Raw genomic sequence first — 15585 nt, forward strand, 5'->3', positions numbered from 1 at the left:
TGGAGCGGGGGCTTTCTTGTAGTCAACCGGATGCTGACGCGCGGGTCAGCCCGATATTAGGCCGTAACCTGGGCGTCGAGCTTTTGTGCCAGCACGTGCTTGGGTACGGCACCAACCTGCTTGTCGACGATCTGGCCGTTCTTGAACACCAGCAGCGTCGGGATGCTGCGGATGCCAAACTTGGCTGACGTCTGGGGGTTGGAGTCCACGTCGACTTTGCCAATAATGGCTTTGCCTTCGTATTCGCCGGCCAGCTCTTCTACTACCGGGCCCACCATGCGGCAGGGGCCGCACCATTCGGCCCAGAAGTCGACGAGTACAGGTTTATCGGAGTTGATGATCTGGTCGAAGTTAGCATCGGTAATTTCGATGGCTTTATGTCCCATGATTGTAGGGTTTGGGTGATGGGGTTAATCAGAAGTGCTTACGGGGATTGGGGCCGCAAGGTAGCAGATTGCGAGGTTAACAAGATGCAAGCCGGAAAGTTCAGTGCGCCAGAGTGGCAGAGCACCGCAAAAGTCCGGCTGGCCCGGGGCGCTCACCCTAATACGTTGACCCGCAGATTACGGCCCGGTAAGCGACGCCCCATTTCACTTGTCGAGAACGTACGCCAGCGTCCGGGCTTCGGCCTTGGCCCGCGTGCGGAGCTTGTAAAACACGTAGAGGTTGAAGAAGTGCATGGCGCCCAGGATCAGGATGATGGTGCCCAGCTTGATGCTCAGGGTTTCCACGGTCTGCTGGTAGCTGATGATAGTGTCGTGGCTGCGCAGAGTAAGGGTGGCGTAACCGATGTTGATAAGGTAAAAGCCGGTCAGCAACAGCTTGTTCACGGAGTCGGCCAACGCCTCATTGCCGTGGAAGATGTCGACCAGAAACGTGCGGCCGTTGGTAAACAGCGTGCGGGCCACCCAGATGGTCAGCAGCACCGAAACGAGGAGGTATACAGCGTACACCAGCAGATAGTAGTTCATGGCGGTAAAGGGTTAAAAGTGAAACGAAAGGTGGCCGGATGGCCGGGAAAGACTAAGTCAGCGCCGCAACGGCCTGGGCGCAGGTAGGGTAGCGGAAAGCAAAGCCCAGGTCGAGCAGGCGCCGGGGCACCACCTTGCGGCTTTTCAGAATCAGCTCGGTTTCGGTGCGCAGCAGCACGGCTCCCAGCGTCAGCAGCCACTCGGGCTGGGGCAGGCGCAGCCAGGGCCGGTAGTGCCGGGCCAGCAGGGCATTGAATTCCTGGTTGGGCAGCGGAACGGGGGCGCACACGTTGAAGGGCCCATCCTCCGTGGTCTGAGTAGCCAGAAACTCCACGGCCCGGCAGAAGTCCTCGATATGCAGCCAGCTAACCCATTGGCGACCCGTCCCCTGGGGCGTGCACAGACCAAGCCGGGCCAGTCGCGCCATGACCGGAAAGGCCCCACCATCGGTGCCCAGCACGATGGACGTGCGCAGGGCCACCCGGCGGGTGCGGGGCGTCGGAACCGCCGTGAAGGCCGCTTCCCAGGCTGTAGCTACGTCAACCGAAAAGCCCTCCCCGATAACGCCGGTGGCTTCGGTATTGGCCGGGGCCGTCCCCGGGGTATCGGCATAGATGGTAGCCGTGGAAGAGTTAAGCCACACGGCTGGTGGATTACGGCAGCTGGCTACGGCCTCGCCCAGTATCCGCGTGCTGTCGACCCGGCTGGCCAGGATTTCTGCCCGGTTGCGGGCCGTGTACCGGCAGTCAACTGTCCGGCCTGCCATGTTAATCAGGATGGCGGCTCCTTCCAGCTCCGTAACCCAGGCGCCCAGCGTGCGGGCATCCCAGGCTACTTCACCCTGGGCAGGGCGGGGCGTGCGGCTGAGCACCGTCACCCGGTAGCCCAGCGAAGTGAAATGGCGGTTGAGGTGACGGCCAAGAAACCCGTTGCCTCCGGTAATGACCAGTCGGGGCGCAGTAGTTGGAAGGGAGGTCATAGCACGAAAGGATAGAATGAAGATTGGTATTGTACTTTCAGAAAAATTTGAAAATGAGAAGTCAAAAAAATAGCTATCACGGGCCGGGGCGCATGAGCTTCATGAACGTGCTCAGAAACCAGTTCTCGTCGGCTTTAATCAGGGTAGAGGCGGTGCGGTCGGCTAGGTTAGCAAAGCTCTGGATGCTGCTCATCATCTGCGTGAAAGCCGCTGCTTCCTCGGCCGAAACGGTCGGGGAGGGCTCCACTTGGTTTATTTCCCCCAATACCCGCATCAGGGGCTCCAGCTCCCGCTTGCGCCGCTCTTTCAGAATCAGGGTGGCTACTTTGTAGATGTCTTTTTCGGCCGAGAAAAACTCCCGCCGCTCCCCGGGTCGCAGCTCCTTACGCACGATGCCCCAGTCCATGAGGGCGCGCACGTTCATGTTGGCGTTGCCCCGGGAAATCTGGAGCTGATCCATAATGTCCTCGGTGCTCAGCGCGCCTACCGACACGAGCAGCAAAGCATGCACCTGCGCCATCGTCCGACTCACACCCCAGGCCGAGCCCAGGGTGCCCCAGCCTTCAATGAATCTGCGCTTGGCTTCGTCGAGTTGCATGGCGTAAATGTATACGCCGTTTTTGAACTTTCAATAAAAAATGAAAGATTATTTTGCCCGCCGCCACCGCCCTTCCGGAAGGTCAGGTTTGTGGTGTCCGGAATTCCTTCAGAGGCTGGGCTGACAGGCTATTTGCCCAGGGTTGCCGCGCTGTAGGACTGGTCCAGGGCATCCAGGTCGGCCTCGCCCTGCTGGCGCCCGACCCACTGCCAGGCCGCTTCCTCGCCCGGCGATACAGGTGCGGTTACTTTCAGGTAGCTGGCCTTGGCCGCGTCCGGCACCAGCAGCTGGCACGGATAGTCACCGACGTTTCCCAGGCAGAGGCGCATCATGCGGGCATAATAGGGCCAGGGGAGCTGCAGGTATTGGTTGGCTCCCAGCTGTCCCACCTTCTTCCCATCGAGGTAGACCGGCACGGGTGCCGCCGATGCCGGCCCCTGCCGGTAGAGAAACACCACGGCCGTGTCGGGCCGGGCCGGGTTGGGCTGCAGAAGATCGGGGAAGGCGCTGCTTTGCCCGGTACGCATGTCGACGGCGTAAGGCGTAGGCTCCCCCGTCTGGTTCTGATAATAGACCGGGGCCAGGCCCACTGCGGCCGCCCGGATCTGGGCTTCGTAGCGGCGGCGGACATACTCCAGGTCCAGGGGCTTCTCCCCGATAAACGTGAAAAAGCGGCCCTGCCGGACCAGCGGGAAAAACGCGCCTTTGTGCTGGATGAACAATTGCTGACCGTCGGAAAAGCCCCAGAGCTGTTCCGGAAGCCGGGGGCGGCGTCCCTGCGCGTCGGTAAGGACGGGCTGGAACCGGGCCACGCCCGCCCAGCGGCGGCGGCCCGGCCGCTTGCGGGCCAGCCGGAGCGTATCCATGCGCAACGTCAGCAGGGTGTCGGGGCGGTTAGCGAGGAACTGCTCGAAGCTGTGGTAAACTCCCCGGCGGGGAGCTTCGCGGCAGATGGCGGGCAGGGCCGGGAACCGGTTACCCGGGGCCGGCTCAGCGCCCGTAAGCTGGGCCAGGGTGCAGGGCACTACTCCGGGTGCCGGGGTCAGGGGCGAGGCGCTGATCTGCTCGAGGCACTGCCGGAACAGCTGGGCAAGGTGTCCGGCATGGCGGCCCGTGGCTTCGAAGGTGGGGCGAATGGTATGCGCGGCGGCGCTGCGCACCAGGTGGTAGCCGTCGGGCAAATGCAGGTAGGCATCCACGGCCAGCTCGGCCCGGGCTTCCTGCCGGGGCCGGGAAACATCCTCGCTGATGCGCAGCTGGCGCAGGCACAGCACGAGTGCTGTATCGGTAGGCCGGGCCGGCAGCTCCCGGTGCAGAAAGCTGGTAAGCTCCGCTTCGAGGCCATTGCGGAACAGCACGGCGGCGGGCCGGTTTTTGAGGCCCCGGTGCGTCAGGCCGATGGTAGGCTTGCCGGGCCGGCCGTCTATCACCTGCTCGACATGCACCCGCTGGTGCGAAAGGACCAGCTGCTGGGAGCCTAAATCGAGGTAGTACACCTGGGCCCGGGCATGCTGCGCCGACAGGCAAGCAGATAGAGCAGAAAAGAAGAAAAGACAGTAGCGAAGCAGGGCCGACATGAACGAGCAGACTAAACAGTTTAGCCCGGAAGTTAGATGAATGCCCGAATATTTACATCGCGTTGAAGGCAAAATTTTGCGTCGTTACGACAAAATAGACCCGGGGCGATGAATAGGGCAGCAGCAGCGGCTTTCTGCTCACCTGCCGGCCCGGCCCACGCGTTGCTGTTCAGGTGCATCGCCTGAACAGCAACGCCGTACCTGTTGGGGCACGGCGTTGCTGCTTGACGGAATGGCTGCGCACTAACCGGCCGCTTAAATCAGCTGACAGGCGTCGATTTCCATTTCCCGCATCCGGCGGATAAACTCCTTGGGCTCGATGCGGTAGCGGCGGGAGTACGTGTCCACGGCCAGGTGCTCGTGGGGCTCGGCAAACTTGATTTCCAGCTTCTTGGAGCCGGCGCAGCCTTCCACGGCTTCCATGAACCGGTCCATGAACGGCTCGGTGATGGTGCGCAGGTCGAGCTGGACGCGCACGCCGTTGGCGAGCTTCTCGGCCACGTTGAACAGGGGCTCCATGGTCAGGATCTTGAACTCGAACTGGTCGGAGTCGCGGAAGCGCTGGGCGTACTTGCCCCGGATGTACATGGGCGGCACCTGCTCCTTGTCGTAGTTGCGCGGGTTAATGAGGCCCGAGAACTTGCTGTAGTCGTCGCGGAACAAGGCCAGGTTCAGGGAGGAGTCGTAGTCTTCGATGTTGAAGCTCACGAAGGGCTGCCCGGTCTTGGTGGTCTTGAACAGCACATTTGAAATCAGGCCCGCCACGGTGATGTCGCGGTTCTTGTAGCTTTCAATCTTGTCGAGCCCGCAGGTGCAGTAGGAGTCGATTTCAAGCTTAAAGTCGTCGAGCGGGTGGCCCGAGAGGTAGAAGCCTACCACTTCTTTTTCGCGGCGCAGCTTCTCAGTGGGGCTCCAGGGCTCCATGTCCTGAATCTTGGGCATCGGAATGGCCATTTCGCCGCCCCCGCCGCCGAATAAACTCTGCTGGGCCGACTCTTTGGCCGCCTGGTGCTGCTGGCCCACCTTCATGGCCTTCTCGATGACGTTCTGGTCGCCACTCGGGGCCTCGATGAACTGGCGGCGGTGGTAGCGCTCAAACGAGTCGAAGGCGCCGGCCTGGGCCAGACTCTCGAAGGTTTTCTTGTTTACGGCCCGTAGGTTCACCCGGCGCGCGAAGTCGAAGATGTCCTGGTAGGGACCGGCCTTCTCGCGCTCCTTCACCAGCTCTTCCACGGCGGCTTCGCCGGCGCCCTTCACGGCAGCCATACCGAAGCGGATCTGGCCTTTCTCGTTGACGTTGAACTTCAGGATGGACTCGTTTACGTCGGGTCCCAGCACCTGCACGCCCTGCTTGCGGGCTTCCTCGATAAAGAACGTCACCTTCTTGATGTCGCCCATGTTGTTGGTGAGCACGGCGGCCATGTACTCGGCCGGGTAGTGGGCCTTGAGGTAGCCGGTCTGGTAGGCCACCACGGAGTAAGCCGCCGAGTGGGAGCGGTTGAAGCCGTAGGCCGCAAACTTCTCCATCACGTCGAACACCTCGTTGGCCTTTTTGGCCTTGATGCCGTGCAGCTTTTCGGCGCCCTCGCAGAACTTCTCCCGCTCCTGGGCCATCTTCTTCATGTCCTTCTTACCCATGGCCCGGCGCAAGAGGTCGGCGCCGCCGAGGGAGTAGCCGGCCAGGATCTGAGCCGTCTGCATGATCTGCTCCTGGTACACCATGATGCCCTGGGAGTAGTTCAGGATGGGCTCCAGCAGCTCGTGGGGGTAGTCCACGACCTCGCGCCCGTGCTTGCGGTTGATGAAGTTCGGAATGAACTGCATCGGGCCCGGGCGGTACAGGGCGTTCATGGCAATCAGGTCCTCGATGTTGGTCGGCTTGAGGTCCTTGAGGTACATGCGCATGCCCTCGGATTCAAACTGGAACGTGCCGATGGTGTCGCCGCGCTGGTAGAGCTCGTAGGTTTTCTGGTCATCAATCGGAATCTCGTCGATGTCGATCTTGACGCCGTGGTTTTTCTCGATCAGGTTGATGGCGTCCACGATAATCGTGAGCGTCTTCAGCCCCAGGAAGTCCATCTTGAGCATCCCGGCACTCTCAATCACCTTGCCGTCGAACTGGGTTACCAGCAGGTCGGAGTCCTTGGAGGTCGAGACGGGGATGTACTTGGTGATGTCGTCCGGGGCGATGATGACGCCGGCGGCGTGGATGCCGGTGTTGCGGACCGAGCCTTCGAGGCGCTCGGCCAGACGCAGAATCTGCCCGCGCAGGTTGTCGGGCGCGTCGTCGCGGCGGATCATGTCGAGCTCCTGGTTTTCGGCAAAGGCCTTGGCCAGCGTCGTGCCCACCTGCTCGGGCACCATCTTCACCAGGTCGTTGGCCACGGGCAGCGGCAGCTCCATGGCCCGGGCCACGTCCTTGATGCTGGACTTGGCGGCCATCGTGCCGAAGGTGATGATCTGGGCCACCTGGGTCTTACCGTACTTGTCGACCACGTAGTCGATGACTTTCTGACGGTTCACGTCGTCGAAGTCAATATCGATATCGGGCATGCTCACGCGCTCCGGGTTGAGGAAACGCTCGAACAGCAACGAGTACTTGATGGGGTCGATGTTGGTGATGCCCACGCAGTAGGCCACCGCCGAACCCGCTGCCGAGCCCCGGCCCGGCCCGACGGCCACGCCGATGCTGCGGCCGTGGTTGATGAAGTCCTGGGTGATGAGAAAGTAGCCCGCGAAGCCCATCGTCTCTATCACGCGCAGCTCGAAGTCCAGCCGCTCCTCGATTTCCGGCGTCCGCTCGGAATAGCGCGGGGGCTTGCTGAGCGTGACGATGCCCTTGCCGGCGCTGGGCCCAAAGGCACCCACGTACGTCAGCTCCCGCAGGAACTCGTCGGCGTTGGCAAACGCCGCCGGAATCGGGAAGTTGGGCAGCAGGATGTCGCGCTGCAGCTTGGGCGGCGTGATCTTGTCGACAATCTCGTTGGTGTTGTCGAGGCTCTCGGGCACGTCGTGAAACAGGGCCGCCATCTCGGCCTGGGTCTTGAAGTAGAACTGGTCGTTGGGAAAGCCGAACCGGGAGCGGGGCTTGGGCAGCTGCATCTCCTCATCGATGCGCATGAGCTGGCGGCGCACCTGGTCGTCGCGCCCGGCCAGGGGGCGCAGGTTGTCGAGGTGGTCGTAGAGTACCTTCTTCTCGCCCGAAATCAGCCGGAAGTACTTGGTCTGAAAGTCACCGACCGGGATGCTGTACTCCTCGCCGGTGTTCACGCACAGGAGCAGGTCGTGGGGCGCGAAGTCCTGCTGATCGACGTAGTGGGAGTCGTTGGTGCAAATCACCTTGACATTGTACTTCTGGGCCCAGCGCAGCAGCACCTGGTTGAGGTCTTCCTGGCTTTTGCCGGTGCTGTCGATGTTCTGGATGCCGTGGCGCTGAATCTCGATGTAGTAGTCGTCGCCGAACACGTCGAGCCACCACTTCAGCTTTTCCTCGGCCTCAGCTTCCGTCTTCCACAGCAAAGCCTGCGGAATTTCGGCGCCGATGCAGCAGGAGGTGGCAATCAGCCCCTCATGGTACTGCAGCAGCAGCTCCTTGTCGATACGCGGGTACTTGGAGTATACGCCCTCGATAAAGCTCATTGAGCAGAGCTTGGCCAGGTTGTGGTAGCCGGCCTGGTCCTTGGCCAGCAAAAGCTGGTGGTGGCGCACGTCCCGCTCGCCCTTCTCCCGGCTGAAGCTCTTCTTGTGCCGGTCTTCCACGAGGTAGAACTCGCAGCCCACGATGGGCTTCACGTTGTGCTTATTGGCCTCCGCCACGAAGTTGAACGCCCCGAACATGTTGCCGTGGTCGGTGAGGGCAACGGCCGGCATGCCGTCCTCCTGGGCCTTTTTCATCAGCTTGCTGATGCTGGCCTGCCCGTCGAGCAGGGAGTATTGGGTGTGGCAGTGGAGGTGGGAGAACGTAGGCATAGACGAGTCGGCCCGCCCATGAGAGGACGAAGCGTCAGGTAAAGTTACCCACGAAAAACCGCCGGAAAAAGAGTGCGTGCCCCAGGATTTTGTGTATCAGCCGCAAAGGTTTCGGCCGGTATCGGGCCGGGAGGCCACTATACCTTTACGGGTCACCAAGCGGCTATTCCTGCGGCAGCGCGGCGCCCGGCGGCTACTCCACCACCTGCTCGCTCAGCGGGGTGTTGACAACTACCTTATCCGGAGTGGAAGCGGCATCTGCGGCGGGAACCGGGGCCGGCTGAATGCGGCGGATGACGAGCAGACTGACAACGTTGGCCGCCGCCGCAATGTAGCCCACCACCTCGTAGTGAAGGAGCTGCCCCGTACTGGTCTGCACCACGATCAGGCCGGCCAGGTAGGCGGCTGCCCCGGCGGCCAGCTGTTGAATCGACGTGTTGAGGCTCATAAACGAGCCCCGCTGCCAGGGCGGCACCACGGTGGTCGCCAGGGCCGTGGCCGGCACGTAACGTCCGCCCATCACGGCAAACATGGCCGCCGTCAGGGTAAGCACAATGGGCAGGGGCGTGGGCGTGAGGCGGGTAATAATCAGCAGCACCGGTACCGTAGCCACGGTCGCAATGGTGAAGATGAGCACTTTGCCGTGGCGGTCGGCCAGGCGGCCAATCAGAGGGGATGTGAAGAAAGTAAGAGCCCCGCCGACCAGGTACACGTAGCCCAGCTGGCCCACCGTGAAGCCCACGTTACCAACCAGGGAAGGGCTCAGAAAGGAAATAACCGTGAACTGCCCCAGTACCAGCAGAGCCGTGAGCAGCAGAGCGTAGCGCACCGAGCTGCGCCGAAAAAGGCCCAGCACGTCCGCAATCCGCTCCCGTGGTGAAGTAACCCGGGAGCTGATATGACCGGCCATGCTCGGCATCACGAAGTAAATGACGGCCCAGACCAGCAGACTCAGCCCGCCCAGCACGAAGAAGGGAAGGTGCCAGGAAAAGCGGCTGGCCAGAAACAAGCCGAAGGGAATGCCCAGCACCGAGGCCACCGAGAAGGCGCCCATCACGATGCCAATGGCCTGTCCCCGGCGGCCTTCCGGCACGGCGTCGCCAACAATGGCCAGCACCAACGAGCCCAGGACCCCGCCAAAGGCGCCCGTTAGTACCCGGGCGGCCACCAGCCAGTGGTAGGTGGGCGCCAGGGCGCAGGCAACCGTGCCCAGGCCAAAACCCAGGTAAAGCGCCAGCAGGGCGGTTTTGCGGTTGAACCGGTCCAGGAAAAAGGCGGCAGCCAGCCCCGTAGCGCCCGCGCTGAAGGTGTAGGCGGAAATGACCAGCCCGAACTGCCGGGGCACGATGCCCAGGGCCGGCATCAGCTGCGGGCCCAGGGGCATCATAATTACAAAGTCAAGGATATTGGTGAACTGCACGGCCGCCAGTAGCGCCAGCAGTAGTTTCTCATTTTTCATAGCATAAGCTCCGGCCGAAAGGGCGGACATAGATGGGGACAACCGGGCGGGGCAGGCTTTGTTAGCCGAGCCGGCAATCTGTTGGGGCGGAAGAACAAGGGGAGAGCAGGCCGGGGTGAAGCTTGCCGAAGCAGAAACGACTGCGGCTGGTACGTGGGGCAGGTACCCGGCGTTGGCTGCAACTGCTGCTACGTGCCCGCAAATTTACCCTGCTGCCGGTTAAGCAGCAGCAATTGGGTTTAGTAATCGTCAGGAAGCTGTTTTGTCCGTCCCGGAGCACCCCAGATTCACCGGACAGGGCCGGCAGCCGGCAAACAAAAACAGCCACCCGGTTTCGGAGTGGCTGTTTTGGGTAAGCGCTGAAAGAGTTACTGCGGGGCCTGTACGACCAGCACCTCGCCGGGGCGCAGGCTGGAGTCGGGCTTGTTGCTCCAGGCCAGGATGTCCTGCACCTTCACGCCATAGCGGCGGGCAATGCTGTAGAGCGTTTCGCCCGCGGCTACCGTGTGCCGGGCCGGCGCCGCCGGAGTGGCAGCAGGGGTAGAAGCAGGAACGGGGGCGGGAGCCGTAGCTGCGGGCACCGGGGGAGCCACCCGCAGGGTCTGCCCCAGGCGCAACGACGGATTCACGGGCAGGTTGTTCCAGGCTACGATGTCGGCGGGGCGCAGGGCAAAGCGCCGGGCTACGCTGTAGAGGTTCTCGCTTTTCTCCACCACGTGCAGGCCGTTGGCCGGTACCGGCTCCACCTTGGTAGGCGGAACGGCGAACGTAGGCGGCACCGGCGCCGGCAGGGTTGCTGGTTTGGTCGCGGATGCGGCCGCAACCGGCGCTGGCTCTGCTTTCGGCGAGGCAACCGGGGCCGTAACCGGGCTGGCAGCAGGTTTCGCGACGGGCTCGGGCGCCGCAGCAGCGGACGGAGCTGCCTGAGCAACGGTGCGCTCGGGCTTGGGCGCCGGGGCTTTAGCGGCCGGCTCCGGGGCGGCCACGACGGGCGCCGGGGCCGGTTTGGCAGCTGGCGTGGCGGCTACCGCCTCGGCCTGGGGCTCATCGGCCACGGGCGTCGGCGCCGGCAGCTCCTTGCGGACAGGCTTCGGCGCGGGCGCTGACGGTGCGGAGGAGGTGGCCGTTACGGGAACGGATGCTTTAACCGGGGCGGTGGTGGGAGCAACCGGAGTAGGGGGCAGGTCGTTCAGGTTTTCCACTGCGGCATCGGCCTGGGCTACGCCGGCCGCAGCGGTGCTGTCGGCAGCCGTATCCGGGGTTTCATCTTCCAGCAGGCGGGCTTCGGCCGCGGTCTGACCCCGGTACGGCTCTACCTCGGCGGGCTTCTGCTTGCGGTTGGGCTTGGTTGCGGGCTCGGCAGGCTGCGGGGCGGATGCTGGTTGGGCGGCGGCAGTCGGGCGGGTGGCCGGGCGCTCAAAGGCGGCCAGGGCGCTCTGGTCTTTGCCCTCGGCATACTCCACGGCTACTTCCTTGGGGCGGGTGTGCTGCATCCAGAGCAGGCGGCCGGGGCGCAGCTCCTCATTGCGGGCCATGCGGTTCTTGCTTTGAATAGCCTTGGCGCGTACCCCGTACTTCTGCGAAATCAGCGTCAGGCTTTCCCCCGGCTGGGCCACGTGGTACTCTACCTCCGCCTTGTCGCGCTTGGCCTGGGTGTAGTAGGGCTGGCCGGCAATGATGTTATCGAAAGCAAACAGGTCGTTGAGGCGCATGAACTTGCGCATCTTCATACCGGCTCGTTTGGCCAGGCCTTCCTTGCTTTCCCCGGGCAGGGCAATCAGGGCCCGCAGCCCGTTTACGCGCACAAACTCCACGCTTTGCGGATCAGGGGCAGGCTCATTCAGCAGCTGCCCGCGGGTGGCGATTTTCTGCTGGGCGGCCATGGCGGTGAGCTGCAACGGGTCGGTGACGGGCACCAGCACCGTGAAGGGGCGGTCGGCGGGAACGGCGGCGCCGGGCAGCAGCCAGCGGTTGTGCCGGGCCAGCTGGTCGGGGTTGGTTTGCAGGGCTTCGGCAATGGCGGGCAGCTTCTGGCCGGCCGCAGCCGGGAACTCCCGGATCAGCAGCGCCGGCTTGGGGTTGAGGCCGCACACCGGCTCGAAAGCCAGCTTGTGGGCCAGAAACGTCAGCAGGTACGCCGGGGTCTTTTCCGTGACGTCGGCCAGGGTGGCGTCGTAGTCAGTGGGCAGGGTGTAGGGCTTGGCCCCGGTCAGCCCCAGGTTGTAGCTGAGCAGGGTGTTCAGCCAGTTGTGGAACGTGCGGTTGTTGCGCAGCAGGTACTTGGCGGCCGCCCGGGAAGATGCCACCACGTGCTTGCGCTCATCCACCACGTCGTTGATCAGCAGGCCGAAGTCCAGGCCCGAGTCGCGCTTGAACTGCCAGTAGCCCACCGCGTCGTGGATCGACTGGGCCTCGCCCTGCAGGCCACTTTCCTGGATGGCCAGGTAGCGGAAGTCGAGGGGCAGCCCCTCTTCCTGAAACACCCGGTCGATAAGCGGAAAGTAGGCGTCGGCCAGGGTCACGTGGGCCTGAAACGAGGGCTGGTGCTTGGTCAGGGCGTCTACCTTCTGCTGAATGGCGGCGCGGGCGCCGTCGTTGAGGCGCAGGCGCAGGCCGGCGAACGGGATTTCAGTGGGGACTACCACGCGCTGCTGGCTAACTCCGAGCAGGGGCAGAAGGCAAAGAAGCAGGGTAAAAAGTCGGGTCATAAGCGGTCAGAATAAGCGGGTTCCGCCTCGCACGCTGCGTCCACAGAACCCCTCCGCTTACAAAGTAGGGGAAAATTAGTGGTTGAGTCAGCCTTTTTGCACCGAAAATGGTGTTTTCTATTGATACCTCGGCTCCCGCCGCGCCACCCAATGCCTCCGGTTCGGAGAGGGGTAAAACCAACTTCGCCCCACCGGGCTCCGGTGGGGCGAGGAAGTAGGACAGCCGCCGTACTAAAAGCAGCGCGAAGGACGGGCGGCTACTGCCCGCCGCCGGGCCGGGGCTGCCAGCCCCCGTCGGGGCGGCCTATGCCATCCGGGCGACCCATGCCGCCGGGCCGGGCCGGGGTATCGGGGCCGGCGCCGTTGAAGCTGCGCAGGTTGTAGGTAAACATCAGCATCAGGTAGCGCTGCAGAATGTTGGTTTGCACGTCCTCGATGTAGGCGGCATTCACGTTGCGGCTGATAGCGTTGTTCTGGCCCAGCAAATCAAAGGCGTACAGCTTGATTTCGCCCTGCTGGTTGGCGAATATCTTCTTGCCGATGGAGGCATTCCACAGCACGAAGCTCTGGTTGAAGCCCGCCGTCAGGCCCCGGTACAGCTGGTGGTTGACGTCAGACTGCACCGTGAGGCCCTTCACGACAATCCAGCTGAAGCGCAGACCGGTGTTCTGGCGGAAAAACTGGCTGTTGCTGGTCGTGCGCAGGGTGTTGCGCACGTAGTTCTGGCTGGAGTTCGACGAGAGCGTGAAGTCCAGCTCGGGGCTGATGTTGCTGCTCAGCACCACGCCCAGGCCGGCCGAGGGCACCCGGCTGTAGTTGAGCTGGCTGTACACTAGGCCCGGAGTCTGGGTGTAGCTGGCGTTGGCGTTGATGTTCAGGTTCGACTTCATGAACGTGAGCGGCAGGCTGTAATTCATAAAGGAGCGCAGGGCGTACTGCTGGTCGAGGTTGACCGGGCGGGTCAGCTGCCCGCCGGCCGGAATCAGGATGCCGCTTTCTACAATGGGCCCCTGAGTGGCGACGATGGTGTTGTTGGTGATAAAGTTGTTGGTGTAGGAGCCGTTGAGCACCGCGAAAAACGAGGTCGACTTTTCCGGCACGGCCGAGGAGTAGCGCAGCACCAGGTTGTGCTGGTTGCTCTGGCGCAGGTTGGGGTTGCCGGTCGTGAGCTGCAGGGGGTTGGCATTGTTCACCACTTCCTGCAGCTGGCCGATGCTGGGGGCGTTGGTGCTCATGCGGTAGAACAGGCGCAGGTTCTGCTGCTTGTTGAAGTTGTAGCGCAGCATGGCATTGGGCAGCACGTTCAGGAAGGTGCGCTCCGTGGTAGCTGGCCGGGGAAAGTCTTGGTCGCTGCGCAGCTGGGCGTGCTGCACCGAGGCGCCCACCATCCACTGCAGGTCCTTGTTCTGGTAGCGGTAGGTCAGGCCCCCGGCGTTGGTGACGTACTGACTGGTGAACACGCTGCTAAGCGTGTCGTTGAGCACGCTGTAGCGCTGGTCGGAGTTCGAGAAGTCGTAGGTTTTCTTGTCCGAGTCGTTGGGCGTGTACGACAGGCGGTACTCGGCCTGGAGCTGACTGAACTGGCTGATAGGCTCGGTGAAGTTTACGCTGCCGTCCCAGCGCCACCCCACCTGATCCAGCTCCGAGAACTGGTTCAGCGTCGTGTTGACGCCGCCCTGGGCCGAGGTGGCGGAGCGCAGGTTGTTGTCGCCGTCCTTGGTGTTGTAGCTCGTATTCAAACCCAGCGTCACGGTGCGGCCCCGGGTAGCGAAGCGGTGGCGGAACAACAGCTGGTTGCTGGCCGTGATGCCGGTCAGGGCCGAGCGGTAGTCGCTGTTGTTGGTGCCCCGGGTGGTTTCGAAGGCCGCGTCGCCCACCTGGAAGGTGCGGCCGTTCAGACCGCTGCTGCCGGTGTTGCGCTGCACCGACAGGCTCGGCCGCCACGACAGGGTGTTGGCGGTATCGAACTTGTGCTCGAGGCGCAGGTTGAAGCGGTTGTTGATGTTGCGGCTGGTGGCCAGGGAGTTCTCGGTGTAGCGTAGATCCTGGGTTGAGCCTTCCGGGGCAAGGTAGCGCCGGGCCAGGTTGGTGCGGGTGGTGTTGTCGGTGAGGTTAAAGAAGTAGCTGCCCGAGACTTCGGTTTTCTTGCCCCAGTTGTCGGAGTAGTTCAGGCCGAGGGCGTGGGTTTTGGAAATGCCGCCGGTCTGGTTCACCAGAAAGTCGCCCGCGTTGTTGCCGCCGCCTGGTCCGCCCGGCCCGCCCGGACCGCCGCCCGGCCGGCCACCGCCCGGGCGCCCGCCGCCCCCGCCACCCCCGCGGGAAGCGTTGCTGCCGACCACGCCGAGCAGGTCCTCGGTTCCGAAGTTCTGCTCGTTGATGTTGTTGCTCTGCGCTACCAGGGAAATGCGGCGCGTGCCTTTAAAGGAGTTGATGTTGCCGTTTACCCGGTACCGGTCGTCCTGGGGGCCGTAGCCGGCCAGCACCCGCCCGAACTGCCCGTTGCGAAACTGGGGCTTGGTAACGATGTTGATGGTTTTCTGCTGGTTGCCGTCGTCGAACCCCGTGAACTGGGCCTGGTCGGAGGCACGGTCGTACACCTGGATCTTGTCGATTACCTCGGCCGGAATGTTTTTGAGCACGGCGTCGGGGTCGTTGCCGAAAAACTCCTTGCCATCTACCAGCACCCGCTGCACCTGCTCGCCCTGGGCCTGCACCCTGCCCGAGGCGGGGTCTACCGTCACGCCGGGCATCTTGGTGATGAGGTCCTGGGCGTTGGCGTCGGGATTTGTTTTATAGGAGCCGGCATTGAACTGGGAGGTGTCGCCCTTCTGCACGGCCGAGGCCGCCCGGCCGGTTACTTCCACTCCCTTAAGTTGCACCCCGGCCTGCAACGCCACGGAGCCCAAGGCCAGGGGCTGGCCGCTGAGCTGCACCACGCGCTGCAGCGTCTGGTAGCCCAGAAAGGACAAGGTCAGCCGGTAGCGACCGGGCGTGAGGCCCTCGATCCGGAAGTTGCCCTGGGCATCGGCAGCTGCCCCGTTGCGGGTGGAGTCGGCCAGGTTCGTGGCCAGCACGTTAGCCCCAATCAGGGGGGACTGGTCTTTGGCGTCTACGGCCCGGCCGGAAATGGTACTGGTCTGGGCAGAAGCGGCCGTGAGGCCCAGCCACAAAGCCAGGAAAACGAAAAGGAAGCGTTGTTGCATCAGGAAAAAGAAAGGAGCATCATCGGGTATAGACGCAAACGCGCCCCGAACGTTTGCCGGCCCGGACTTGTGCCTGCCTGTTAATCGACGGGCAACCTGGTTTGTTCGGCCAACCGGGCAG

Annotated in this window: 9 protein-coding genes; all 9 read right to left on the minus strand. The window is 63.2% G+C overall.

The window, feature by feature from the left end; genetic code table 11:
• Nucleotides 1-56: 56 nt before the first annotated feature.
• Nucleotides 57-386, minus strand: a complete 330-nt coding sequence (gene trxA, locus LJY25_RS10580; RefSeq protein ID WP_135397675.1) for a thioredoxin — start codon at nucleotides 384-386, stop codon at nucleotides 57-59.
• 204 nt (nucleotides 387-590) lie between these two features.
• On the minus strand, nucleotides 591-971 hold the full coding sequence (locus tag LJY25_RS10585) for a hypothetical protein (RefSeq protein WP_227608305.1): 381 nt from the start codon (nucleotides 969-971) through the stop codon (nucleotides 591-593).
• Between the two features lie 52 nt (nucleotides 972-1023).
• Nucleotides 1024-1950, minus strand: a complete 927-nt coding sequence (locus LJY25_RS10590; RefSeq protein WP_227608306.1) for a TIGR01777 family oxidoreductase — start codon at nucleotides 1948-1950, stop codon at nucleotides 1024-1026.
• A gap of 76 nt (nucleotides 1951-2026) precedes the next feature.
• A complete protein-coding gene (locus tag LJY25_RS10595) occupies nucleotides 2027-2548 on the minus strand; it encodes a GbsR/MarR family transcriptional regulator (RefSeq protein WP_227608307.1) in 522 nt (173 codons plus the stop codon).
• A 128-nt stretch (nucleotides 2549-2676) separates the two neighbouring features.
• Nucleotides 2677-4125 (minus strand): hypothetical protein, encoded by a 1449-nt coding sequence (locus tag LJY25_RS10600; RefSeq protein ID WP_227608308.1) that lies wholly within the window; start codon nucleotides 4123-4125, stop codon nucleotides 2677-2679.
• Between the two features lie 255 nt (nucleotides 4126-4380).
• Nucleotides 4381-8094 carry a DNA polymerase III subunit alpha gene (gene dnaE / locus LJY25_RS10605; RefSeq protein ID WP_227608309.1) on the minus strand — a complete coding sequence of 1238 codons (3714 nt, stop codon included), beginning with the start codon at nucleotides 8092-8094 and terminating at the stop codon, nucleotides 4381-4383.
• A gap of 193 nt (nucleotides 8095-8287) precedes the next feature.
• Nucleotides 8288-9553, minus strand: a complete 1266-nt coding sequence (locus tag LJY25_RS10610; RefSeq protein WP_227608310.1) for an MFS transporter — start codon at nucleotides 9551-9553, stop codon at nucleotides 8288-8290.
• Between the two features lie 368 nt (nucleotides 9554-9921).
• The gene (locus tag LJY25_RS10615) at nucleotides 9922-12261 is read right to left on the minus strand and encodes a LysM peptidoglycan-binding domain-containing protein (RefSeq protein ID WP_227608311.1); all 2340 of its coding nucleotides are present in this window, start codon (nucleotides 12259-12261) and stop codon (nucleotides 9922-9924) included.
• Nucleotides 12262-12518: 257 nt separating this feature from the next.
• The gene (locus LJY25_RS10620) at nucleotides 12519-15464 is read right to left on the minus strand and encodes a TonB-dependent receptor (RefSeq protein ID WP_227608312.1); all 2946 of its coding nucleotides are present in this window, start codon (nucleotides 15462-15464) and stop codon (nucleotides 12519-12521) included.
• Between the last annotated feature and the right edge of the window lie 121 nt (nucleotides 15465-15585).

The organism is Hymenobacter translucens (genome assembly GCF_020685205.1).
In the GTDB taxonomy this organism is placed as follows: domain Bacteria; phylum Bacteroidota; class Bacteroidia; order Cytophagales; family Hymenobacteraceae; genus Hymenobacter; species Hymenobacter translucens.